Origin of the sequence: Ferrovibrio xuzhouensis (assembly GCF_042648965.1) — a bacterium.
GTDB lineage: Bacteria > Pseudomonadota > Alphaproteobacteria > Ferrovibrionales > Ferrovibrionaceae > Ferrovibrio > Ferrovibrio xuzhouensis.
The window spans coordinates 1-23,943 of sequence record NZ_JBHRYJ010000003.1; the positions used below are offsets into that span (position 1 = coordinate 1).

At 64.2% G+C, this 23,943-nt stretch carries 25 protein-coding genes; 4 read left to right on the forward strand and 21 right to left on the reverse strand.

The window, feature by feature from the left end; all coding sequences use genetic code 11:
• The 5 genes from ACFOOQ_RS13650 to ACFOOQ_RS13670 form a co-directional block, all read right to left on the reverse strand.
• A partial coding sequence (locus ACFOOQ_RS13650) for a GTP-binding protein (protein WP_372624634.1) occupies positions 1 to 96 on the reverse strand: 96 nt, incomplete at its 3' end.
• 43 nt (positions 97 to 139) lie between these two features.
• The gene (gene fusA / locus ACFOOQ_RS13655) at positions 140 to 2,218 is read right to left on the reverse strand and encodes an elongation factor G (RefSeq protein WP_379727573.1); all 2,079 of its coding nucleotides are present in this window, start codon (positions 2,216 to 2,218) and stop codon (positions 140 to 142) included.
• 23 nt (positions 2,219 to 2,241) lie between these two features.
• Positions 2,242 to 2,712 carry a 30S ribosomal protein S7 gene (gene rpsG / locus ACFOOQ_RS13660; RefSeq protein ID WP_379727576.1) on the reverse strand — a complete coding sequence of 157 codons (471 nt, stop codon included), beginning with the start codon at positions 2,710 to 2,712 and terminating at the stop codon, positions 2,242 to 2,244.
• An 18-nt stretch (positions 2,713 to 2,730) separates the two neighbouring features.
• Positions 2,731 to 3,102, reverse strand: a complete 372-nt coding sequence (rpsL, locus tag ACFOOQ_RS13665) for a 30S ribosomal protein S12 (RefSeq protein WP_341704708.1) — start codon at positions 3,100 to 3,102, stop codon at positions 2,731 to 2,733.
• A gap of 385 nt (positions 3,103 to 3,487) precedes the next feature.
• The gene (locus ACFOOQ_RS13670) at positions 3,488 to 4,072 is read right to left on the reverse strand and encodes a malonic semialdehyde reductase (RefSeq protein WP_379727581.1); all 585 of its coding nucleotides are present in this window, start codon (positions 4,070 to 4,072) and stop codon (positions 3,488 to 3,490) included.
• Between the two features lie 248 nt (positions 4,073 to 4,320).
• On the opposite strand from ACFOOQ_RS13670, the gene gltA reads away from it, so the two are divergent.
• Together gltA and ACFOOQ_RS13680 are read left to right on the forward strand one after the other, a co-directional pair.
• Positions 4,321 to 5,625, forward strand: a complete 1,305-nt coding sequence (gene gltA / locus ACFOOQ_RS13675; protein WP_379727584.1) for a citrate synthase — start codon at positions 4,321 to 4,323, stop codon at positions 5,623 to 5,625.
• 47 nt (positions 5,626 to 5,672) lie between these two features.
• Entirely contained in the window at positions 5,673 to 5,882 is a 210-nt protein-coding gene (locus ACFOOQ_RS13680; protein WP_379727586.1) for a hypothetical protein, read from the forward strand.
• A gap of 93 nt (positions 5,883 to 5,975) precedes the next feature.
• Here the strand turns inward: ACFOOQ_RS13680 and gloA are convergent, their stop codons facing one another.
• The 16 genes from gloA to rpsB all read right to left on the reverse strand — a co-directional run bounded on the left by gloA (position 5,976) and on the right by rpsB (position 20,969).
• Positions 5,976 to 6,389, reverse strand: coding sequence for a lactoylglutathione lyase (gloA, locus tag ACFOOQ_RS13685; protein WP_379727589.1), 414 nt, complete (start codon positions 6,387 to 6,389; stop codon positions 5,976 to 5,978).
• A 48-nt stretch (positions 6,390 to 6,437) separates the two neighbouring features.
• Entirely contained in the window at positions 6,438 to 7,649 is a 1,212-nt protein-coding gene (gene lpxB / locus ACFOOQ_RS13690) for a lipid-A-disaccharide synthase (protein ID WP_379727592.1), read from the reverse strand.
• On the reverse strand, positions 7,642 to 8,469 hold the full coding sequence (locus ACFOOQ_RS13695; RefSeq protein ID WP_379727595.1) for an LpxI family protein: 828 nt from the start codon (positions 8,467 to 8,469) through the stop codon (positions 7,642 to 7,644). The genes lpxB and ACFOOQ_RS13695 overlap by 8 nt, the downstream gene beginning before the upstream one ends.
• On the reverse strand, positions 8,450 to 9,256 hold the full coding sequence (gene lpxA, locus ACFOOQ_RS13700; protein ID WP_379727598.1) for an acyl-ACP--UDP-N-acetylglucosamine O-acyltransferase: 807 nt from the start codon (positions 9,254 to 9,256) through the stop codon (positions 8,450 to 8,452). The genes ACFOOQ_RS13695 and lpxA overlap by 20 nt, the downstream gene beginning before the upstream one ends.
• Before the next feature lie 3 nt (positions 9,257 to 9,259).
• Complete coding sequence (fabZ, locus tag ACFOOQ_RS13705) at positions 9,260 to 9,730, reverse strand: 3-hydroxyacyl-ACP dehydratase FabZ (protein ID WP_379727601.1); 471 nt, start codon at positions 9,728 to 9,730, stop codon at positions 9,260 to 9,262.
• Positions 9,723 to 10,754: a UDP-3-O-(3-hydroxymyristoyl)glucosamine N-acyltransferase gene (gene lpxD, locus ACFOOQ_RS13710; RefSeq protein WP_379727604.1), complete on the reverse strand. Its 1,032-nt coding sequence runs from the start codon at positions 10,752 to 10,754 to the stop codon at positions 9,723 to 9,725. The genes fabZ and lpxD overlap by 8 nt, the downstream gene beginning before the upstream one ends.
• A gap of 4 nt (positions 10,755 to 10,758) precedes the next feature.
• Positions 10,759 to 11,328, reverse strand: coding sequence for an OmpH family outer membrane protein (locus ACFOOQ_RS13715; RefSeq protein WP_379727607.1), 570 nt, complete (start codon positions 11,326 to 11,328; stop codon positions 10,759 to 10,761).
• A gap of 20 nt (positions 11,329 to 11,348) precedes the next feature.
• Positions 11,349 to 13,637 (reverse strand): outer membrane protein assembly factor BamA, encoded by a 2,289-nt coding sequence (gene bamA / locus ACFOOQ_RS13720; protein WP_379727610.1) that lies wholly within the window; start codon positions 13,635 to 13,637, stop codon positions 11,349 to 11,351.
• Between the two features lie 49 nt (positions 13,638 to 13,686).
• Positions 13,687 to 14,823: an RIP metalloprotease RseP gene (gene rseP, locus ACFOOQ_RS13725; RefSeq protein ID WP_379727613.1), complete on the reverse strand. Its 1,137-nt coding sequence runs from the start codon at positions 14,821 to 14,823 to the stop codon at positions 13,687 to 13,689.
• Between the two features lie 18 nt (positions 14,824 to 14,841).
• Positions 14,842 to 16,068, reverse strand: coding sequence for a 1-deoxy-D-xylulose-5-phosphate reductoisomerase (locus tag ACFOOQ_RS13730; protein ID WP_379727617.1), 1,227 nt, complete (start codon positions 16,066 to 16,068; stop codon positions 14,842 to 14,844).
• Entirely contained in the window at positions 16,059 to 16,877 is an 819-nt protein-coding gene (locus ACFOOQ_RS13735) for a phosphatidate cytidylyltransferase (protein WP_379727621.1), read from the reverse strand. Before ACFOOQ_RS13735 ends, ACFOOQ_RS13730 begins: the two co-directional genes overlap by 10 nt.
• Before the next feature lie 22 nt (positions 16,878 to 16,899).
• Positions 16,900 to 17,637, reverse strand: a complete 738-nt coding sequence (locus ACFOOQ_RS13740; RefSeq protein WP_379727624.1) for an isoprenyl transferase — start codon at positions 17,635 to 17,637, stop codon at positions 16,900 to 16,902.
• A gap of 2 nt (positions 17,638 to 17,639) precedes the next feature.
• A complete protein-coding gene (gene frr, locus ACFOOQ_RS13745; protein ID WP_379727627.1) occupies positions 17,640 to 18,197 on the reverse strand; it encodes a ribosome recycling factor in 558 nt (185 codons plus the stop codon).
• A gap of 66 nt (positions 18,198 to 18,263) precedes the next feature.
• The gene (pyrH, locus tag ACFOOQ_RS13750; RefSeq protein WP_379727630.1) at positions 18,264 to 18,980 is read right to left on the reverse strand and encodes a UMP kinase; all 717 of its coding nucleotides are present in this window, start codon (positions 18,978 to 18,980) and stop codon (positions 18,264 to 18,266) included.
• Between the two features lie 151 nt (positions 18,981 to 19,131).
• Positions 19,132 to 20,055 carry a translation elongation factor Ts gene (tsf, locus tag ACFOOQ_RS13755; protein ID WP_379727633.1) on the reverse strand — a complete coding sequence of 308 codons (924 nt, stop codon included), beginning with the start codon at positions 20,053 to 20,055 and terminating at the stop codon, positions 19,132 to 19,134.
• 119 nt (positions 20,056 to 20,174) lie between these two features.
• On the reverse strand, positions 20,175 to 20,969 hold the full coding sequence (rpsB, locus tag ACFOOQ_RS13760) for a 30S ribosomal protein S2 (protein ID WP_379727635.1): 795 nt from the start codon (positions 20,967 to 20,969) through the stop codon (positions 20,175 to 20,177).
• Between the two features lie 265 nt (positions 20,970 to 21,234).
• Here rpsB and ACFOOQ_RS13765 point away from each other — a divergent pair, with 265 nt between their 5' ends.
• Both ACFOOQ_RS13765 and ACFOOQ_RS13770 read left to right on the forward strand, forming a co-directional pair.
• Entirely contained in the window at positions 21,235 to 22,548 is a 1,314-nt protein-coding gene (locus ACFOOQ_RS13765; protein ID WP_379727637.1) for a pentapeptide repeat-containing protein, read from the forward strand.
• Between the two features lie 43 nt (positions 22,549 to 22,591).
• Entirely contained in the window at positions 22,592 to 23,908 is a 1,317-nt protein-coding gene (locus ACFOOQ_RS13770) for a pentapeptide repeat-containing protein (protein ID WP_379727639.1), read from the forward strand.
• Positions 23,909 to 23,943 lie beyond the last annotated feature (35 nt).

A 23,943-nucleotide genomic window follows, 5' to 3' on the forward strand; every position in this document is an offset into this window, starting at 1 on the left:
GATCGCAGCCGTCAACGACGTCTTGCCATGGTCGACGTGACCAATCGTCCCAATGTTGCAATGCGGTTTGTTACGCTCAAACTTTGCCTTGGCCATCTGCCTTCTCCGCTATCTCTTATCTGTCTCTGCCGCTCGTGTCTCAGCCGGCCATCTTGGCGACGACTTCGTCGGACACGTTCTGCGGCACCTGGGCGTAGTGGTCGAACGTCATGGTGTACTGGGCACGGCCCTGCGTCATCGAACGCAGGTTGTTCACGTAGCCGAACATGTTGGCCAGCGGCACCATCGCATTGATGACCTGGGCATTGCCGCGCGGCTCGGTGCCGGTCAGCTGGCCGCGGCGGGACGACAGGTCGCCCATCACGTCACCGACGAAATCTTCCGGGGTGACGACCTCGACCTTCATGATCGGCTCAAGCAGCTTGGCACCGGCCTTCGGGGCCACTTCGCGGAACGCCGCGCGGGCGGCGATTTCGAAGGCGAGCGCCGAGGAGTCGACGTCATGGTAGGCGCCGTCATACAGCGTGGCCTTGAAGTCGATGACCGGGAACCCGGCCAGCACGCCGGAGGCCGCGACCTGCCGGATGCCCTTTTCCACCGCCGGGACATATTCCTTCGGCACGTTGCCGCCCACCACGTCATTGACGAAGGTGATGCCGGCACCGGCTTCCTGCGGCTCGAACTTCAGCTTGACGCGGGCGAACTGGCCCGAACCGCCCGACTGCTTCTTGTGGGTGTAGTCGATGTCGGCCGGCTTGGTCAGGGTCTCGCGGTAGGCCACCTGCGGCGCACCGACGTTGGCCTCAACCTTGAATTCGCGCTTCATGCGGTCGACGAGGATTTCCAGATGCAGCTCGCCCATGCCCTTGATCACGGTCTGGCCGCTTTCATGGTCGACCGAGACGCGGAAGGACGGATCCTCGGCGGCCAGGCGGTTCAGGGCCAGGCCCATCTTCTCCTGGTCGTTCTTGGTCTTCGGCTCGACCGCAACCTCGATCACCGGCTCGGGGAATTCCATACGCTCCAGCACGATCGGATGGTTCGGATCGCACAGGGTGTCGCCCGTGGTGGTGTTCTTCAGGCCGGCCAGCGCGACGATGTCGCCAGCGCGGGCTTCCTTGATCTCTTCGCGGCTGTTCGCATGCATCTGCAGCATGCGACCGATACGCTCGCGGTTTTCCTTGACAGTGTTCATCACGCCGGCGCCGGCTTCCAGCACGCCGGAATAGATGCGCACGAAGGTCAGCGAACCGACGAACGGGTCGTTCATGATCTTGAACGCCAGGCCGGAGAACGGCTCGTCATCCGAGGTCTTGCGGATCAGTTCCTCGTCGGTGCCGGGCTTGATGCCCTTGACGGCATCGACATCGACCGGCGACGGCAGGTAATCGACAACGGCATCCAGCAGCGGCTGCACGCCCTTGTTCTTGAACGCCGAGCCGCACAGCACCGGCACGAACTTTCCGGCAATGGTGCCTTTGCGGATGCAGGCAGTCAGGGTCTTGTCGTCGGGCTCGTTGCCCTCGAGATAGGCTTCCAGCGCCGCATCGTCCATCTCGAGCGCGGCGTCGATCATCTTCTGCCGCCACTCGGCGGCCTGTTCCTTCAGATCGGCCGGAATCTCGTCATAGAAGAACTCGGCGCCGAGGCTCTCATCCTTCCAGATGATCGCACGGTTGCGCACCAGGTCGACGATGCCCTTGAAATCGGCTTCCGAGCCGATCGGCAGCGTCGTGACCAGCGGGGTGGCACCCAGACGGTCGACGATCATGTCGACGCAGCGGTAGAAATTGGCACCCATGCGGTCAAGCTTGTTGACGAAGCACATGCGCGGCACGCCGTACTTATCAGCCTGGCGCCACACCGTCTCCGACTGCGGCTCGACACCGGCGACGCCGTCGAACAGACAGACCGCGCCATCAAGCACGCGCAGGCTGCGCTCGACCTCAATGGTGAAGTCGACGTGGCCGGGGGTGTCAATGATGTTGATGCGGTGGTCGTTCCAGAAGCAGGTGGTGGCCGCCGACGTGATCGTGATGCCGCGCTCCTGCTCCTGCTCCATCCAGTCCATGGTAGCAGCGCCGTCATGCACTTCGCCGATCTTGTGCGACCGGCCAGTGTAATACAGCACGCGCTCCGTGGTCGTGGTCTTGCCGGCATCGATGTGGGCCATGATGCCGATATTACGGTAGCGCTCGTAGGGGGTCGCGCGAGGCATGACGATCTCCTGGGGACTCTTACTTACCAGCGGTAATGCGAGAAGGCCTTGTTGGCCTCCGCCATACGGTGGGTGTCTTCACGCTTCTTGACCGAACCGCCGCGGCCGCTGGCGGCATCGAGCAGCTCGCCCGACAGGCGATCGATCATGGTGTTCTCGCCGCGGCCACGGGCCGCCGAGATCAGCCAGCGGATCGCCAGCGCCTGGCCACGGTCGTGACGAACCTCGACCGGCACCTGGTAGGTGGCACCGCCGACGCGGCGCGAGCGCACTTCGATCTGCGGGCGCACGTTGCCCAGCGCATCGTGGAACATCTTGACCGGGTCGTTGCCGGTCTTTGCCTTGATGCGGTCGAGGGCGCCGTAGATGATCGCCTCGGCGACCGACTTCTTGCCTTCGTACATCAGCATGTTCATGAACTTGGTCAGCACGATATCGCCGAACTTCGGGTCCGGCAGGATTTCACGCTTTTCGGCAGCATGGCGACGCGACATCGCTTTTTCTCCTGAGCCTTACTTCGGACGCTTCGCGCCGTACTTCGAACGGCGCTGCTTGCGATCCTTGACGCCCTGCGTGTCGAGCACGCCACGGACAATGTGATAACGGACACCCGGAAGATCCTTGACGCGGCCGCCGCGGATCAGCACCACCGAGTGCTCCTGCAGGTTATGGCCTTCGCCCGGGATGTAGCTGGTCACTTCGAAGCCGTTGGTCAGGCGCACGCGGGCGACCTTACGAAGCGCCGAGTTCGGCTTCTTCGGCGTCGTCGTGTAGACGCGCGTGCAAACGCCACGGCGCTGCGGGCATTCCTGCAACGCCGGAACCTTGTCACGGACCGGCTTCGGGTGACGCGGCTTGCGGATCAGCTGATTGATCGTCGGCATACGAGTGGAAACTCCGCCAGTTGGTCCAACACAAAAAAATCCAAGGCGAACCACCGACAGCTTTTCAGCCCGGCAATCCGCCTCACTTCGCTCCGACCCATCCTTGCGGCCCATCGGCCACGGAGAGGGGTCTTTATGTCTCTTGCGTAAGTCCGATCTCAACGTGAGCGCTACGGAGACCCTGACCGTTCATCGGCCTGTGTTTAGGGACGAACCCCTACCACCAAGTCGAATCGCGGGGCGGACATTACTGTCGGGCCCTGCCCCGGTCAAGCGCCATTTGGCACTGCGCCATGATCTTTTTCGAAGCCGCCAAAACACTGGGATTCGCGGCTGCAGACGCCGGTTCCGGGGTGTCCGGAACCGGTCAGCCGAGCGTGAACAATCAGAGAACTTTACAGGCTTCGGCGAAATCCAGCCGGGGACTCCGGGCGAACAGCTTCGCCGGGTCGCCATAACCCAGGTTACAGAGAAAATTCGACTTCAAGCTGCCCTCGGGGAAGAACCCGGCATCGACCTTGGCGTTGTCGAAACCGGACATCGGGCCGCAATCCAGCCCCAGCGACCGGGCCGCCAGCATGAAATAGGCCCCCTGCAGGCTTCCGTTACGGAAAGCCGCCACCTCGGCCGCCTTCGGATCGTTGGCAAACCAGTTCCGGGCATCCGGGTTATGGGGGAACAGCTTGGGCAGCCGGTCGAAGAACTTCAGGTCATGGGCGATGATCGCGGTGACCGGCGCCGCCATGGTCTTGTCGAGATTGCCGGGCGTGAGTGCCGGCTTCAGCCGGGCCTTGGCCTCGGGCGAACGGATGAACACGATCCGGGCCGGCGAGCAGTTCGCGCTGGTCGGGCCCATTTTCATTAGATCGTAAATCTGCAGCAGCAGGTCGTCGGTGACCGGGCGGGCCTGCCAGCCGTTATGGGTCCGGGCAGAGCGAAACAATGTATCGAGCGCGGCATTGTCGAGCATGGGAAGCGTCCTTCGTAAAAATCCCCCGGTCGATGACCGGACGATCCCTGCCTAGCATGCAGACCACGCAGCGGAAACCTCGGGTTACCATGATGAAACATCCGCCCCCGAAACGGGCACCATGAGGATTATGCATGGCCGGTCGAATTTATTTTGCGACGGCCGGCACTTTTCCCCTTCATACTGTGCGCCCTATAATTGTTTGCACTACAACCAGATACGCAGTCACCAACCCTGGGGGTACCCTTATGACCGCCGGCAAACAGCCCGCTACACTCACCGATCCGAATACCGGCAAGACCGTCACACTCCCCATTCTCGATGGCACCGTCGGGCCGTCGGTGATCGACATCCGCAAGCTTTACGCCGAATCCGGCTATTTTACTTACGACCCGGGTTTCACCTCGACCGCCAGCACCGAGAGCAAGATCACCTACATCGACGGCGATGAAGGCGTGCTGCTCTATCGCGGCTACGACATTGCCGACCTGGCCGAGAAGTCGACCTTCCTCGAGACCTGCTACCTGCTGCTGAATGGCGAGCTGCCGAATGGCAAGCAGCGCAGCGATTTCGAGAATTCGATCACCAACCACACCATGCTGCATGAACAGATCCACTTCCTGTTCCGCGGCTTCCGTCGCGACGCGCATCCGATGGCGGTCATGTGCGGTGTAGTCGGCGCGCTGTCGGCCTTCTATCACGACCAGACCGACTACGATGATCCGAAGCAGCGCATGATCGCGCAGCATCGCCTGATCGCCAAGATGCCGACCATCGCGGCAATGGCCTACAAGTATTCCGTCGGCCAGCCGTTCATGTATCCGCGCAATGATCTGGGCTATGCGGAAAACTTCCTGCACATGACCTTCGGTGTGCCGGCCGAGCCCTACAAGGTCAGCCCGGTGCTGGCCAAGGCGATGGATCGCATCTTCATCCTGCATGCCGATCATGAGCAGAACGCCTCGACCTCGACGGTGCGTCTGGCCGGCTCCTCTGGCGCCAATCCGTTTGCCTGCATCGCCGCCGGCATCGCCTGCCTGTGGGGCCCCGCCCATGGCGGTGCCAACGAAGCCGTTCTGAAGATGCTGGAAGAGATCGGTTCGGTCGACAAGGTCGGCGAGGCGGTCAAGAAGGCCAAGGACAAGAACTCGGGCTTCCGCCTGATGGGCTTCGGCCATCGCGTCTACAAGAACTACGACCCGCGGGCCAAGGTGATGCGCGAGACCTGCTACGAGGTTCTCGAGGAACTGGGCGTCAAGGACGAGCCGCTGCTGAAGATGGCGATGGAACTCGAGCGCATCGCTCTCGAGGACGATTACTTCGTCAGCAAGAAGCTGTACCCGAACGTCGATTTCTATTCGGGCATCATCCTGCGCGCCATGGGTTTCCCGACCGACATGTTCACCGCCCTGTTCGCCCTGGCGCGTACGGTCGGCTGGATCGCCCAATGGAACGAGATGATCGAGGACCCGGCCCAGAAGATCGGCCGTCCCCGGCAGCTGTTCACCGGGTCGCCGAAGCGCGCGTTTATTCCGCTCGACAAGCGGAAGTAATCCGCCGAAGATCGGCCAAAGAGACGGCACCGATGGGAGGCGGGCCGATGCGCAAGGGAGCAGAAAAACACGGCGGGCAACCGCCGTCCGGCCCTCGGGCCACGGGACATGGCTGGTTGCGACCCGGTTTTCTGACCGCGCCGCTGCCGGCCAACGACAACCGTCTGGCCCCCCGGTCCCTGCTGCGTCGCCCGCGTTTCTGGATCTGGCTCGGCCTGGTTTTGGCCGGCACTTTATGGATCGCCGCCCGTCTCTGACCGGCCCCATCTCTGACCTGCCGTCTTCGCAGACAGCAAAAAGCCCGGCCGAAAGCCGGGCTTTTTTCTTGGTCTGCCGGCCTGCAACCGGGCTCAGGCCGCCTTGCGTTCGATCAGCTCGACCTTGTAGCCGTCCGGATCCTCGACAAAGGCAATGACGCTGCCGCCGTGCTTCATCGGACCCGGCGGACGCGGGATCTTCACGCCGGCCTGGCCGAGCTTGTCGCACAGGCCATAGATATCCGGCACGCCGATGGCGATATGGCCATAGCCGCTGCCGATCGAATACGCCTCCTTCTGGCCCCAGTTATGGGTCAGTTCGATGACGGCGTGATCCCTCTCGTCGCCATAGCCGACGAAAGCCAGGGTGAATTCGCCGGTCGGGTAATCCTGCCGGCGCAGCAGCTTCATGCCCATCTTGTCGACATAGAAATCGATCGACTTATCAAGGTCGAGCACGCGCAGCATGGTGTGCAGCATGCGGAAATTGGCGGGGGCTTCGCTCATGACACTCTCCTTCTGGTCGGGGGGACGATACACCATCGTCCGCAGGCATCAACCTTTCGCCGGCGCCGGCAACCGTCGTGCGGCAGCGGCAAGCACCGCGCGCGCGGCGCGCACCGAAGGCGGCAGGTCTTCGCCACCGCCGAGCTGCAGCGTGATGGCAGCACAGACATCGGTCTGCGCCCGCCGCGCCGCCGCATCGGTCAGCAACGGCAGCAACGCCGGCGCGATCCGCTCGGCACGGCAATTCTCCTGCAGGAATTCCGGCATCACTTCCCGCCCGCTCAGGATGTTCACCAGGCCGGCATAGGGCGTGCGCAGCAGGCGCCGCACGATCGCCGCGGTCAGCGCATTCACGCGATAGGCCAGCACCGTCGGCACGCCGGCAAGCCCGAGTTCCAGCGTCGCCGTGCCCGAAGCGGCCAGCGCCGCATCGGCGGTCAGCATGGCGGCATAACGTTCGGCACTCTGTTCGACGACCAGCGCGGGGAACGGCAGATCGGCCGCCGCACTGTGCACCGTCTCGGCCACGGTCTCCACCGTGGGGATCACGAGATGAAGGTTCAGTCCCGCGCCCTTCAGCAGGCGCAGCACCGCATCGAAGACCGGCAGCAGGCGACGGACCTCGCCCTGCCGGCTGCCCGGCAATACGGCCAGAATCTGCCGGTCGGCCGGGATGTCATGACGGACACGAAACCCGCGGCCATCCTCGACAGCGGCTGCTTCGGTCCGGCGGATCGCCGCGATGGTCTCGACGGCAGGGTGACCGACATAGGTCGTCGGCAGGCCGACGACCTCGAAATACGGCGGCTCGAATGGCAGGATCGCCAGCAGGTGATCATACAGCCGCGCCAGTCGTCGCGCCCGTCCCGGTCGCCAGGCCCAGACCGTCGGCGCCACATAATGCACCAGCGGAAACGATCGACCGGCCAGTTTCTGCGCCACCCGCCGGGTGAAACCCGGGCTGTCGATGGTCACCGCAATATCCGGCGGATCAGCCAGCAGGAAACGGGCCGTCTCGTCGATACGCCGGCGCAGCAGGCGGATGCGCGGCAACACCTCGACCAGGCCCATCACTGCGAGATCGACAATCGGAAACCGGCTCTGCATCCCCTGCCCGATCATCTGGGCGCCGCCGATGCCGCTGAAGACTACCGCATCATCGGTCTCGCGTCGCAGGGCGCGCATCAAGCTGGCGCCCAGCGCATCGCCGGAAGGTTCGCCGGCGATGAGCGCGACGCGTAAAGGCCGGGCTTCAGCCATTGCGAAACCCGACGACGAACAGGCCGAGCCGGTCGGCTGCGGCAGCCGTGGCCACCGGGTCGACCAGCAGGGCCGCACCGGCCTCGACGGCGATGCCGGCCAGGCCGGCTGCCGCAGCATTCTCCACCGTGGTCACGCCGATGGTCGGCAGATCGACACGGCGGTCCTGCTGCGGCTTCACGCATTTCGCGAGCACACCGCCACGGGCCGCCGGCAGGGTCGCCATGCGGGCCAGCAGGGCATCGGTGCCGGCAGCATCCTCGAGACCGACCACGCTGCCGCCGGCGGCCACGGCCGCCTGGCCGCGGTCAGCAGCACCAAGCGCGTGGGCGGCCCCGATGGCAAGCTGCAGGTTGCTCACAGCGGCACCGACAGGCGCCAGTTGGCCATACTGCCGTTCGGCGACTAACAGGCCTTGCATCAGGCTGTCGATGCCGACGATGCGGAAACCGTCCTGCTCAAAGGTGTCGAGCACCACCCGCAAGATTGCGTCATCGCCCTGCAGGGCGGCTTTCAGCAGTTTCGGCAGCAGCAGCGCACCCCGCCAGTCCGGCTTCAGCGTGGCGAAATCGGGTTTGGACACGCTGCCGCACAGGCAGACCTCGGCCGCGCCAGCCTGCTTCAGCGCCTTCAGCAGGCGGCCGACCTGCGGCAGGTCGAACCAGTCGTGGTCAACGCCGGTTACGGTGGATGCCGGACAAAATCCGTTCAGCGCAGCGATATAAAGGGGCCGGCCCTCGGCGATGCAGGCATCGCGGATCAGGGCCGGGATGTCACCACCACCGGCGATGAGGGCGAGTTTAGGCCGTGGCGTCGTCATCCGACTGCGGCTGGCAGATGCCGCGCTTCGAGGCATTGCGGATGAAATCCGTCACCTCGCGGACCAGCGCCGAAGCAGCGTAGGTTTCGGCCACGTCGTCCAGGCGCTGGGTGAAGGTGCCCTTGCCGGCAAACAGCTGATCGTATGCGGCGCGCAGGCGGCTGATCTCCTCGCGATCGAAACCACGGCGCTTCAGACCGATCAGATTGAGACCGGTTAGCCGCGCACGGTTGCCCATGACCATACCGTAAGGAATCACATCCTGCTCGACACCGGACATACCGCCGATCATGGCATGCGGCCCGATCTTGCAGAACTGGTGTACCGCCGCCAAGCCGCCGACGAAGGCAAAATCACCGACCTCGATATGGCCGGCGAGCGCGGTGTTGTTGGCCATGATCACGTTGTTACCGAGCAGGCAGTCATGCGCCACATGGGCACCGGTCATGAACAGGCCACCATCGCCGATCCGGGTCAGCATGCCGCCACCCTCGGTGCCGGGGTTCATGGTGACGCCCTCACGAATCTGGTTGTTGCGACCGATCTCAAGGCGCGAGGGTTCGCCGTGGTACTTCAGGTCCTGCGGCTGGTGGCCGATCGAGGCAAACGGGAAAATCCGGGTGCCCTCGCCGATGCTGGTGATCCCGGCCACGGCAACATGGCTGATCAGCTCGACATTGTTGCCGAGCGTCACCTGGCTGCCGACATGGCAATAGGGTCCGATGCGCACACCCTCGCCCAGGCGCGCGCCATCCTCGATGATGGCAGTCGGATGTATCTGTGCCATGAGCTACTTCTTGTCGAGGATCATGGCCGAGAAGATCGCTTCAGCCGCGAGCTTGTCGTCGACCTTCACCTCGCCCTTGAACTTCCAGATCGTGCCGCGCCGCTTGATTGCCGTCACATGGATATACATGCGGTCGCCGGGCACCACCGGCCGGCGGAAGCGCGCCTCGTCGATGGTCATGAAATAAACCAGCTTGCCTTCGGCATCCGGCCCCAGCGCATGCACCACCACCACGGCCGCCGTCTGCGCCATGCTCTCGACGATCATCACGCCGGGCATCACCGGCTGGGTCGGGAAATGGCCAGTGAACTGCGGCTCGTTCATCGTCACGTTCTTGATGCCGACGGCGCTTTCGCCGCGCTTCATCTCGACCACCCGGTCGATCAGCAGCATCGGATAGCGATGCGGGATCATCTCCATGATGCGGAGAATGTCGACCGACTCCAGGCTGCCTTCGGTCTGGGTCTCAGTCATTCTGCGTGCCCTTCTTCTGCGCCAGTCGTCGCAGTGTCGCGATCTGGCGGAAATATTCCTTCACCTTCGTCGCCGGGATACCGAAATGGCTCTCTCCTGCCGGAATATCCGTCATGACCCCGGATTTCGCACCAACCCGTGCGCCGGTGCCGATCTTCAGATGACCGGCCAGGCCGCTCTGGGCCGCCAGGACGACAAAATCGCCCAGCTGGGTCGAGCCGGCTATTCCGGCCTGGGCCACAACAATGCAGCCCCGCCCGAGGGTTACGTTGTGCCCGATCTGGACGAGATTATCAATCCAGCAGCCTGGCCCGACCACCGTATCGGGCCCGGCACCCCGGTCAATCGTGGTGTTGGCCCCGATCTCGCAGTCGTCACCGATCACAACCCGGCCAAGCTGCGGCACCTTTACATGCCCGGCGGGATCCGGTGCAAAGCCGAATCCGTCCTGGCCGATCCGCACGCCGGTATGCAGGGTCACGCGGGCCCCGATCAGGCAGTGACTGAGCGTAACCGACGGACCGATCCGGCATTCCGCGCCGACCACCACCCCGCGACCGATCACACTGCCCGGGCCGATGATCGTCCCGGCGCCGATCTCCGCGCCGGGACCGATCACCACATGGGGGGCAAGCGACGCATCCGGAGCGACCGTCGCAGTAGGGTCGACCACGGCACTGGGATGGCAGCCGGCTGCCGGCCGCATCGCCGGATAGAACAACTGCGCCGCCCGCGCGTAGCATAGATAGGGATTGGGCGCGATCAGCAGCGCCGTGCCTGCCGGCGCCGCGGCCGCATACTTGGTGTGCAGGATGCAGGCCTCGGCCCGGGTTTGCGGCAATGCTTCCGCGTATTTCGGGTTATCGAGAAAGGTCAGCTGCCCGGGACCGGCCTGGTCCAGGGTGGCAACGTCAGACACCATCCGTGCAGCGTGGGACTCATCGGCAAGCTGTGCGCCACAGCGGGGGGCCAGATCACCCAGACGGAAGGGGCCGGCCCGCTCGAAAAATCGCGGATCAGCCATAAGCTCACTTCCGCGCGGGTAAGGCCGCTTTCACCGTCGGCAGACGCTGATCCAGCAGCTTCAGAACCTCAGGCGTGATCTCCACGTTCGGATCCAGCATGACCTGCACATTGGTCCGGTCCAGCACCAGGTTGAAGCCCCGGGTTTTGGACATCTCCTTGAGGATCTCGACGATCGTGCCGGTCACCTGATCGCGGGCGCCGTTGAAGGCCTTTTCAATCGTGGTCTGATGATCCTGGATCTGCTTCTGCAGGGCGACGACCTTGGCCTGGAAAGCCTGGCGACGCTGCTCGAACACTTCAGGCGTCAACACCGACCGCTGCTTGGCCAACTCCTGGTCTTCCTTGCGCAGTGCATCTTCCTGCTGTTCGATTTCCGGCTTCAGGCCGGCACGATACTGGTCGATCTGCTGCCGCACGGCCTTGAGGGCCGCCGCATCGCGGAAGATGCGCTGGGTATCGATCACAACGACGGTCGCGACCGGCGTCTTCTGGGTTTGCGCCTGCACCGCCACCGGAACGGAGGCCGCGAGCAGGCAGAGGAGGACAAGACAGGTCCTGAGATAGGCGTACATTGGGTTTCAGACCTTGCTGGCTAGAAGCGTGAACCGAAGTTGATGCGCAGAAGTTCCGTCTTGTCGGCTTCTTCCTTGACGATCGGGAAGCCGACATCGACACGGATCAGGCCCAAAGGCGACTTCCATTGTACACCGGTACCGGCCGACACGCGCAGGCTGTTGGAATCAAAGACAGTCGGACCGGAATCAGACAGTTTCGAGAGCGAGCCGGCCTCGGTAAACAGGATGCCCTTGATGCCATATTCGTTCGGCAGGCCGATCGGGAAACTGAGGTCCGCCGATCCTTTATAATACTGCTCGCCGCCCAGCGAGTCGCCGGTTGAAGTGTCGCGGGGACCGATACCACCGGTGCGGAAACCACGGAAGTTGTCGCCGCCGAGATAGAAACGGTTCGGCAGGCGAACATCCTCGCCGAGACCGATGATCGATCCAGCTTCGGCGCCCAGGGTGAGAATGACGTCGTCCGACAGGGTGAAATACTTATAGCCAGCGCCGACATTCTTGACGTACCTCTCGGTGCCGCCAACACCGGCAAGTTCCTGCGACAACCGCAGCAGGTAGCCATGCCCGGGTTCGATCTTGTCGTCGCGCCGATCGTAAGTCAGCACGTGGCCGATCGACGACGTCACGTAACCACCCTCCTGGGCGATGATGAACGGCGACGCATCGTCGCGGACATGGTTGATCTGGTCCTGCCGGAACCGGTAGTAGATTTGCTGCGACAGGTTCTCGGTGATCGGGTACGAGATGCGCGGCGAAGCGATCGTCGTCGTCTGATCGAGACTGCTGCGATCGCGGAAGTCGGTGCGCCGCCGTGACAGGTCGAAACCGGCGGCCAGTTCCCGATCAAGGAAATACGGCTCGGTGAAGGACAGGTCGGCCTGCTGGCGCTGGGTCGACAGGCTGAAGCCCAGCTTGAGATCCTGGCCGCGACCCAGCAGGTTGCGTTCGCGGATCGAAATGTCGCCGAGCACGCTTTCCGAGGTCGAGTAGCCGACACCCACCGAGAATTCGCCGGTCGACTTCTCGGTAACGTCGGCCGTCAGGACCACCTTATCCGGCGCACTGCCGCGGCTCTCCTTGACGTCCACCTTGTCAAAGAAGTTCAGGCCACGCAGCCGCGTCCGGGTGCGGCGCAGCTTGGCGGCATTGAAGGCGTCGCCCTCGGCCAGCCGGAACTCGCGACGGATCACCTTGTCCAGCGTGCGCACGTTGCCGACGATGTCGATGCGCTCGACAAAGACCCGCGGGCTCTCGCCGATGGTATAATCGATATCGATAATGCGCTTCTGCAGGTCCTTCTTGACCTGCGGCTGCACGTCGACGAAGGCGTAGCCCTGCCGGCCGAGTTCGTCGGTCAGCGCCTGAACGGTATTCTCGACCTGGTCGGCATTATAGGTCTCGCCCGTCTTCGTGGTGACCAGGGCCGCAAGCGCCTTGTTGTCGACGCCCTTGATGTCGCTGGTGACGTCCATCTTGCCGAAAGTGTAGGGCCGGCCTTCCTCGATGGTGAAGGTGATGATGAAATTCTCGCGGTTCGGCAGCAGTTCGGCCGCCGCATTGATCACACGGAAATCGGCATAGCCCTTGCTGAGATAGAACTTGCGCAGTTTCTCGCGATCGAAAGTCAGGCGGTCCGGATCATAGCTGTCGTCGGAACTCAGGAAACGGTACCAGGCGGTTTCCTTGGTCTGGATTTCCTCTTTCAGGCGCGAATCGCTGAACCGCCGGTTGCCGATGAAGCGGATGCTGCTGACGCCGGTGAGCGGGCCTTCATTGATCTCGAAGATCAGGTCGACGCGGTTCTGCTCGAGCTGGATGACCTTCGGCTCGACCGTCGCGGCAAAGCGGCCGGACCGCCGGTAGATCTGCTGGATGCGCTGGGTATCGGCCTGCACCTTGGCGCGGGTATAGACCTGCCGTGGCTTGAGCTGCAGCTCGCTGCGCAGCTGGTCCGCCTGCATGCGATGATTGCCTTCGAAGACCAGCCGGTTGATCACCGGATTTTCAACCACGCGCACGATCAGGGTATCGCCCTGCAGGCGCAGGGTCACATCCGAGAACAGGCCGGTGGCAAACAGCGCTTTCAGCGACTTGTCGGCTTCAGCGGCGCTATAGGCCGAGCCGGCATGCAGCGTGAGGTAATTCTGGACCGTCGCCACCTCGATGCGCTGGTTGCCCTCGACAACGACATCGCGGATCGTCGGCCCGGTCTGCGCGGCGGCCGCATGGGCACCCAGCGCCAACAGCAAAAGCAGGCCCAGGGCCCCAAGCCGGCGCAACCGCGATACAATCGTGCGGAACATTCCTGACACAGTCCCCCTCGCCCCCAGACCTGCCCTCACTTAGCCCGATTCACGAAAAAAGCCCAGTGAGGAAATTGAAAACAGGCAGGCGATTCAAATCGTTCCACGTTGCGAAGAGGAACAGCGACAGGACCAGGGCAAAGCCAATGCGGAAGCCGTATTCCTGCGCCCGGTCTCCCAGCGGCCGGCCCCGCAGGGCCTCGATGCCGTAAAACAGCAAATGGCCGCCATCGAGCATCGGCACCGGGAACAGGTTGATCAGGCCGATGGCCACGGACAGCGTCGCCATCAGCTGGATCAGGCCGAGCCAGCTCGCCTTGGCAACATCGCCCGAGATCTTGGCGATACCGAGCGGGCCGCTCAGCTGGTCGCCGGACTCGCGGCCATCGGCGATCCGGCCGAGATACGTGAAGGTATTGGCGACGACCTGCCAGGTCTCCTGCGCGGCCAGCACCACGGAGGTCGCGGGGTCATGTCGCACGAATTCGATGCCGGAGGTGCGGATGCCGATCTGGCCGACCCGCTCGGTCCCACCGACACCGTTCGATGCATCGACCCGGCGCGGCACCACGGTGATGTGTTGCTCGCTGCCATCGCGGCGAACGGTCAGGTCGATCGGGGTTTCGGCGCGCAGCGCCACATAGGTCTGCAGATCCTGGAAGCGCCCGATGCTGGTGCCATCGGCTGCGGTGATGCGGTCACCCGACTTCAGGCCGGCATCGGCGGCGGCGCTGTTCGGCATCACCTCGCCGACGACCGGCGGCGTGAACGGCTGGCCGATCACGCTGAACAGCGCGGCATAGACGAGAATGGCGAACAGGAAATTGGCCACCGGACCGGCCACCACGATGGCCGAGCGGGCGCGCAGCCCCTTGTAGTGGAAGGATTCCTTGCGGTCGGCCTCGCTCATGGCGGCAATGGCCGCGCCATCGGCGCCGGATGCCGCATCGGCATCGCCGAAGAACTTCACGAAGCCGCCGAGCGGAATGGCGCTGATCTTCCAGCGGGTGCCATTCTTGTCGTACCAGCCGAACAGTTCCGGGCCGAAACCGATCGAGAAAACCTCGACCCGCACACCGCAGCGGCGCGCCACCCAGTAATGACCCAGTTCGTGGACGAACACGATGATGGTGAGAACGACGACGAACGGGACGATGTAGCTGGCCAGATTGGTGACGAATTCCATGATACCTCGACCGCCAGCCTAGTGCCGGCCCTGCCCTCGTGTTGGCACCCGGATAACCCGCGGGTCGCCCGCCGGGTCGATCAGGTGCATCGCATAGCGCCGCGCTGCGTCATCCGCTTCGCGAACAGATCCCAGATCCGTCAGCGATCCATGCTGCACGCGGGCCAAGGTCTGTTCGACGATCCGTGTGATGTCGAGAAACCCGATCTGCCCCTTCAGGAAGGCATCGACGGCCACCTCGTTTGCAGCATTGAGGATAGTAGGGGCCGCGCCCCCGGTTTGCAAGGCTTGCCGGGCCAGATTGAGGGCCGGAAATCGTGCGAAATCAGGGACTTCAAAGGTCAGTCGGGCGATCGCCGCCAGATCCAGCCGGTTCGCCGGCGTGGCCATCCGGCCAGGCCAGGCCAGGGTCACGGCGATCGGCGTGCGCATGTCCGGCGTGCCCAGCTGGGCGAGGACTGATCCGTCCACGTACGAGACCATGCTGTGAATCACGGACTGGGGGTGGATCAGGATCTCGATCCGCTCCTCCGGTACGGGAAACAGGAAGCTTGCCTCGATCAGTTCCAGCCCCTTGTTCATCAGGGTGGCGGAATCGACCGAGATCTTGGCCCCCATGCTCCAGACCGGATGGGCCATCGCCTGGGCCGGCGAGACCTCGCGCATCTCCCCCAGGCTGAGGGTGCGGAACGGCCCGCCAGACGCAGTCAGGATCACCCGGTCGATGCTGTCCGGGGCGTCGAAATCGAAAACCTGAAAGATGGCGTTATGCTCGGAATCGACCGGCAGGATGGTTGCGCCATGCAGGGCGGCCTCGCGCATCACCAGCGCACCGGCGCAGACAAGGCTTTCCTTGTTGGCAAGGGCGACCACCGTTCCCTGCCGCACGGCGGCCAGGGTCGGTTCAAGGCCCGCTGCGCCGACGATGGCGGCCATCACCCAGTCGGCCGGCCGGGATGCCGCCTCGATGATCGCCGCACTGCCCCCGGCCGTCTCGATGCCGCTGCCGGCAAGCCGCTGGCGCAGTTCGGGCAGCAGGGTCTCGTCACCGATCACCGCGCAATCGGCACCGAGCGTGCGGGCCTGCTCGGCCAGCAAAGCCACGTTGCTCTGCGCGGTCAGGGCGGCAACTGCAAAACTGCCGCGGTCGCGCTGCAGCAGATCGACTGTCGAGCGGCCGATTGAGCCGGTCGAACCGAGGATCGTGATCCGGCGGGGTTCCGCCGGCAGGCCGGTCACAGCCACAGCAGGTCTCCCCAGAAGATGTAGATCAGCGTGATGAACGGCACGGCGAACAGCAGGCCGTCGAGCCGGTCGAGTGCGCCGCCATGGCCGGGGATCAGGCTGCCGGTGTCCTTGACGCCGAAATGCCGCTTCACGCCGGATTCAAAGAAATCGCCGGCCTGCGACACCACGGCGACGACACCGGCCAGCATGGCAAGGATGACGGCTGGCCAGGTAACATCAATCCGGGCGATCAGCCAGCCGACCAGGGCCGCGCAGATCATGCCGCCGATCAGGCCGGCCCAGGTCTTGTTGGGACTGATGCTCGGAATCAGCTTCGGCCCGCCAATGGCACGGCCGGCAAAGTAGGCGCCGGTATCGGTCGCCCAGATCACGCACAGCAGCCAGAAGACAATGTGCTGACCCTGTTCCGAATCCCCGCGCAGCCACAGCAGCATCAGGCACGGCAGCCCGACATAGATCAGGCCGACCGTGTGCCACAGGAACCGGTGCCGCATGTAGAGTCCCACTGCCACGGCACCAAGCAACAGGAACCCCATGGCAAAATTGTGGTGCTTGAGCATCACCAGCAGCAGGCTACCGGCAATGCCGAGTCCGCTGCCGATCAGCACGCTGCGGGCGTAAGGCCCCGGCATGCGCAGCCATTCATGCAGCATCAGCATCGCGGCGGCAAAGGCCAGGATGGCAAACGGCCACTCGCCGAGCCAGGTCGCGAAGATCACCAGCGGCAGCAGCACGGCCGCCGAAACCACTCGCAGCACCAGGCTGCTCGGACCCGTCTTCGCGGGTGTCAGCGGCCCGTCCTGCATCGTTGTCCCCTGTGCTGCCGGCTCACTCACCGGTGCCGCCATACCGCCGCTCGCGGCGCTGGAATTCGGCAACGGCGGCTGCCAGATCCTGCTGGCCGAAATCGGGCCACAGCTTGTCGACGAAAATCAGCTCGCTGTAGGCAGTCTGCCACAGCAGGAAATTCGACAGGCGCTGCTCGCCGCTGGTGCGGATCACGATATCCGGATCGGGGATGCCGACCGTGTGCAACTGCCCCGCCACCACGCCGGCATCGATCTGCTCCGGCTGCAGCCGGCCGGCGGCAACCTCTTCGGCGATACGCCGGCAGGCCGCGACGATCTCGTCCTGGCCGCCATAGCTGAGCGCGATCACCAGAGTCAGGACCGTGTTGTCGCGGGTCTGCGCCTCGGCATCGGCGATCAGGTCGCGGATGTCGGCATCAAGCTTCGAGCGGTCGCCGATCACCCGGATTCGCACGCCGCCGCCGGCCAGTTCCTTCAGTTCGCGGCGGATATACAGCCGCAGCAGGTCCATCAGGCCGCTGACCTCGCTCTGCGGCCGCTTCCAGTTCTCCGACGAGAAAGCATAGAGCGTGAGATAGCGGATGCCGAGCGAGCGGCAGCCACGCACCACCTCGCGGACGGCGTCGACACCCTGGCGATGGCCGAGGTTGCGCGGCAATCCTCGGGCCTTCGCCCAGCGGCCATTGCCGTCCATGATGATGGCAACGTGGCGCGGGACGGCCGGTTCGGCGGCTTGCGATACGACCGGCTCGGACATGGCTAGACCTGCAGGATCTCCTTGGTCTTCTGGGCCAGCGCCTCGTCGACCTTCTTGATGGAGGCATCGGTCAGATTCTGGATCTCGTCATGCCACATCTTGGCATCGTCCTCGCCGATCTCGCCGTCCTTCTCCAGCTTCTTCAGGCCATCCATGCCATCGCGCCGCACGCCACGGATGGCGACCCGCGCCTGTTCGGCATACTGGCCGGCAACTTTGGTCAGCTCCTTGCGGCGCTGCTCGTTCAGCTCGGGGATCGGAATGCGGATCAGGGTGCCGTCCGCCTGCGGATTAAGACCAAGGCCGCTGGCGGTGATCGCCTTCTCCACCGCCTTCACGTTCGACTTGTCCCAGACCTGCACGCTGATCATGCGCGGTTCGGGCACGCTGACCGTGCCGATCTGGTTGATCGGCATCACGCTGCCGTAGACGTCGACGCGGACCGGATCGAGCATGCTGATCGTGGCCCGACCGGTACGCAGACCGACGAATTCGTGCTTCAGCACCTCGACAGCCTTGCCCATGCGGCGCTCGATATCGTCGATATCCGGTTCAGCCACGACACTCTCCTGCACATGCAACAAAAAGGTTATTTATAATCAATATTTTATAGCTAAGCTGGAACCCTAGGTTCCCTCGATCACGGTGCACCGTCCGGTGCCGGTCAGCACTTTGGCGAAGCCGCCCGGCTCGTGCAAGGAAAACACCAGAATGGGGATATTGTTCTCCCGCGCCAGGCTGATGGCCGAGGCGTCCATCACCTTGAGGTCGCGCTGCAGCACGTCCAGGTAGGTCAGCCGGTCATAGCGGGTGGCCGTCTTGTCCTTCTTCGGGTCGTCGCTGTAGACGCCATCGACCTGGGTGCCCTTCAGCAGGGCGTCGCAGCCCATTTCCGCGGCCCGCAGGGCGGCGGCCGTGTCGGTGGTGAAAAACGGATTGCCGGTACCGGCAGCGAAAATCACCACCCGGCCCTTTTCCATATGTCGCATGGCACGACGGCGGATATAGGGCTCGCAGACCGTATCCATGCGGATCGCCGACATCACCCGGGTCGGCACGCCATGGGACTCAAGGGCATGCTGCACGCCCAGCGCGTTGATCACCGTGGCCAGCATGCCCATGTAGTCCGCCGAAGCGCGCTGCATGCCGCGGGTGGCACCGGCGACACCGCGGAAGATGTTGCCGCCGCCAATGACCAGGCAGATCTCGGCGCCGAGATCATGCACCGCCTTCACTTCGGCGGTGATCCGGTCGACGGTCTCGAAGTCGATGCCGTAGGGGGTCGGGCCCATCAGGGCCTCGCCCGAGCATTTCAGCAGCACACGGCGGTATTTGATGGTCATACGGCATCCTCGGCGACAGGCGCCCAGGATTGACCGAAAGGCGCGGCGATTCTGTGGCGAACCTTATACCATGGCCCGGCTTGGCAAAAATGCCCGCAGATACAGAAAGGGGGGCCTGAGCCCCCCTCCCCGAACTTTCCTGCAACCCGCCTCAGCCGGCCATCTTGGCGACTTCGGCCGCGAAATCATCGGTTTTCTTCTCGACGCCCTCGCCAAGCTGGAAGCGGACGAAGCCTGTGACCTCGATGGGCGCGCCGGCATCCTTGGCCGCCTTCTCGACGGCCTTGCCGACCGGGGTCTCGCCGTCGATGACGAAGACCTGCTCGAGCAGGACGACCTCCTGATAGAACTTGCGGATGCGGCCTTCGACCATCTTGGCGATGATCTCGGCCGGCTTGCCCGAACCCGCCGCCTGGTCGGTCAGCACGGTCCGCTCGCGCTCGACCAGGCTCTGGTCGAGGTCCTTGGTGCTGACGGACTGCGGGTTGGTCGCCGCGATGTGCATGGCGAGCTGCTTGCCGATCTGCTCCAGCACCTCGCGCTTGCCGGTCGACTTCAGGCCGACCAGCACGCCCAGCTTGCCGAGACCCTCGGCCAGCGCGCTGTGGACATAGGCAACGACCACGCCGCCATCGACCGTCATCACGCGGGCACGACGCAGGGTCATGTTCTCGCCGATGGTGGCGATGGCCTGGGTGATCTCGTCCTTGACGCTGCGGCCCGTGCCCGGGAACGGCGCGGCTTCGAGAGCGGCAACATCCTCGCCAGCGGTCAGGGCCGCGGTGGCGATACCCCCGGCCAGCGTCTGGAACTGCGGGTTGCGGGCAACGAAATCGGTCTCGGCATTCACCTCGACGATGGCGCCAGCGTTATCCTTGATGGCAACGGCAACCAGGCCTTCGGCGGCCACGCGACCGGCCTTCTTCGCCGCAGCCGACAGGCCCTTCTTGCGCAGCCAGTCGACAGCGGCGTCGACGTCGCCGTTGGTTTCGCCCAGCGCCTTCTTGCAATCCATCATGCCCGCGCCGGTCTTCTCGCGCAGATCCTTCACCAGGGCCGCAGTGATCTCAGCCATGTCAGAGTCCTCTCAGTCCTATTCGGTTGACCGGACATCGCCCGGTAATCGTATGGTCATGAAAACGGCTGCGGCGCCCCGTCGGCATGCGAGGGGGCGCCGCGACCGATACATCAGGCTCAGGCCTGGGCCGCGGCCTCGCCGCCTGCGGCAGGCGCCTCGGCAACCGCCTCAACCGGCAGCTCTTCGGCCGCGCCGAGATCGGCGCCGCTGGCCGACAGCTGCTCCTCGATGCCGCTGAGAACGGCGAGCGAGAACAGGTCGCAGTACAGGTTGATGGCACGCAGCGCGTCATCGTTGCCCGGAACCGGATAGGTGATGCCCTGCGGGTCCGAGTTCGAGTCGAGGACCGCCACCACCGGAATGCCGAGCGTGCGGGCTTCGGCAATGGCAATGTCTTCCTTGACCGTGTCGATGACGATCATGATGCTGGGCAGACCGCCCATATCCTTGATGCCGCCCAGCGCCCGGTCGAGCTTCTCGCGCTCGCGGGTCAGGTTCAGCACTTCCTTCTTGGTCAGGCCGGCGGTGTTCTGCTCGGACCCCAGCAGCTCCTCCAGCTCCTTCAGGCGCTTGATCGACTGGGAGATGGTCTTCCAGTTGGTCAGCATGCCGCCGAGCCAGCGATGGTTCACGAAGAACTGGCCGCACTTGGCTGCCGCTTCGGCAATCGCCTCCGAGGCCTGGCGCTTGGTGCCGACGAACAGCACGCGACCGCCGCCGGCGGTGACGTCGCGCACGGCCTGCAGGGCGCGATGCAACATCGGCACCGACTGCTGCAGGTCGATGATGTGAACATTGTTGCGTTCCCCGAACAGGAACGGCTTCATCTTCGGATTCCAGCGGTGGGTCTGGTGTCCGAAATGGACGCCAGCTTCGATCAGCTGACGCATGGTAAAGGTCGGCAGGGTCATCTCTCTATCCTTCTCCGGTTGGGCCGCCGCAGGCACGTCCTGCCCCTGGAACTGGGTTCCGCTGGGACCGGACACCGGAACGCCGCCTTGGGATTTCTCCCCAAGGCCGCGCAAGCCTGCGTGTGGGTTTGAACGCGCGGCTTGTAGCCTGCCCGCGGGCCGCTGGCAAGCCCCCGGATGAACCGGGCCGGGATTTTTGCAAGCCTTTGCAACCACAGGCTTCCCGCCTCTGGCGCCGGGCCGGGCCACGTGGTGATATGATCGCATGTCGCTGGCCACGATCACACAGAAGGACCTCGATGCCCTGCTGGTCGCCCAGGAGCGCTTTGCGCGGGGGGCCAGGGGTGGTAACCGTTTGAATTTGCAGTTCCAGGATGCTTCCGGCCTGGTTTTCTCCAATCGCGACCTGCGCGAGTGCGCTATGGTCGGCGGCAACTTCAAGGCAGCCGTGTTCAAATTCGCCCGGCTGTCCGGCGCCAATTTCTATGGCGCCAATCTCGAGGGCGCCAACCTCGCCTCCACCGACCTGACCCGGGCCGACCTGCGTGGTGCCCTGATGCGGGGGGCCAACCTGGAATTCGCCGACCTGTCGGGCGCCGACCTGCGCGACGGCCGCCTGCTGCGCCCGGACGAGGCCGGCAACCTGGTCCCCATTGCGGTCGGCGGCGCGATCACCGAACGCGCCCAGATGACCCATTCCAAGCTGGTCGGCGCCAAGCTCGGCCGGATCATGAGCCAGCAGGCTGATCTCAGCCATGCCAACCTGGCCAATGCCCGGCTGGTCGATGCCGACCTGTCGAATTCCGACCTGCGCGGCGCCATCTTTGTCGGTGCCGACCTGACCAACACCAACATGAGCGGCTGCGCCCTGTCGGGCGCCGTACTGGCCGGCGCCTTGCTGCATGGCACCAAGTTCGAGGGTGCCGATCTTGCCGGCGCCTTCTTCCGCACCAGCGAGATGCGCGATGCCCGGCTCAACGGCGCGCTGATGGCCAAGAACATTGCCGACCTCGACAAGCCGTTGCAGATCGTCCTGCGCGAGCATCTGCTGTGGGCGGAATCGCTCGGCATCAAGGGGCGGCGCGCCGACTTCAGCCGCATCGACATGTCCGGCGTGAAATTGCAGCAGATCGACCTGTCCGCTGCGCTGTTCGTCCAGGCAACCCTGGTGGAAGCCGATTTCGCCGGCGCCGTGCTGTCGATGACCGATTTTTCCGACGCCATGCTGCTGAATGCCAACTTCACCGGCACCGACCTGCGCGGCGCCAAGTTCCACGGCGCCAACCTGATCGGCTGTAACTTCAGCGGCGCCCGCATGGGGCCAATGCCGATCTCGACACTGGAAGGCCGGCGCTGGCACACCAGCCTCGAAGACGCCAACCTCGGCCAGGCCAATCTGGCCGGCTGCCAGCTCGACGGGGCGAAATTCGACCGCGCCATCCTGATGCAGGCCGACCTGCGCGGCACCAACCTGCGCGGCGCCAGTTTCCGCAATGCCGACCTGAAAAGCGCCGACCTGCGCGAGGCCGATGTGACGGGGGCGGATTTTACCGGGGCCAATGGCGTTAATCTGTCTTAACTCTTGCCCGCTATGCTACCGTGCCTGCCCGGAGCCCGCCTGAATGAACAATCCCGTCAAAGTCATTGCCCAGTACGAGATCGACGAATACTTCGAAAACCATGCCAACTACGTGCGCGGCGTGCGCGGTGGCAAGCGCATGGTGCTGCATTTCCGCGATGCCTCGCGGCTCGACTTCAGCGGCAAGGAACTGAGTTCGGCGGATTTCGTCGGCAGCAAGATGAGCTATGCCGATTTCAGCCATTCGGTGCTGGTCGGTTCGTCCTTCTTCGCCGCCGACATGCAGGGGGCGGATTTCCGGCGCGCCGACCTGACCAAGGCCGATCTGCGCGGCGTCAACCTGCGCAACGCCAATCTTGAAGCCGCCAACCTGAGCAACGCTGATATCCGCGACGGCGTGCTGCTGCGCCCCGACGAAGACGGCAACCTGATCGCCGTACTCAAGCGCGCCACCTCGATCGACAATGCCAAGATGGCCGGCGCCAACCTCAGCTCCGCCAAACTCGGCAAGGTGGTCGGCCGCAACACCGATCTCAGCAACTGCAATTTCTCCAATGCCAAACTGAACGGCGCCGACCTGTCCGGTTCCAACCTGTCGGGCTGCCTGTTCACCGGTGCCGACCTGACCTCCTCCAACCTGTCGCATTGCGTGCTGCACGGCTCGGTGCTGGCCGGCGCGGTGATCAACGAGACCAATTTCGACGGCGCCGACCTGACCGCCGCCTATTTCCGGCCGATGGACCTGCGCGACACGGATCTCACCAAGGCGATCCTGCCGCGCAGCCTGGACGACCTCGACCGCTCGCTGCAGTTCATCGTCAAGGAACACCTGACCTGGATCGATTCACTCGGCAAGCAGGGCATGCGGGTGGATTTCAGCCGCTATGACCTGTCCGACCTGAAGCTGAACAACATCAACTTCTCGGCCGGCGACTTTTCCTACGCCATCCTGCGCAGCACGGATTTCTCGGGCTCGCGCTTCGTGCTGGCCGACCTGCGCGGCGCCATGATGCTCAATGCCAATTTCGCCACCTGCAATCTGCAGGGCGCCAAGTTCGATCGCGCCATCATGACCAATGCCGATTTCCGCGGCGCCAAGCTCTCGCCGGTCAGCATCTCCGGCGCCAAGAACCGCCACCAGGCCGCCAGCCTGCAGGAATGCAACCTGACCCAGGCCAAGTTCCAGGGCGCCGACCTGGAAGGTGCCATCTTCAACCGCTCGATCCTGACCTTGGCCGACCTGCGCAGCGCCAACCTGCGCGGCTGCTCTTTCCTCGACGCCGACCTGACCAACGCCGACCTGCGCGGCGCCGACCTTGAGGGCGCCGACCTGCGCGGTGCCATCGGCATCAAGGTCTGATCCCGCCCCCACACTCATAGGCTGGTCACCTACCT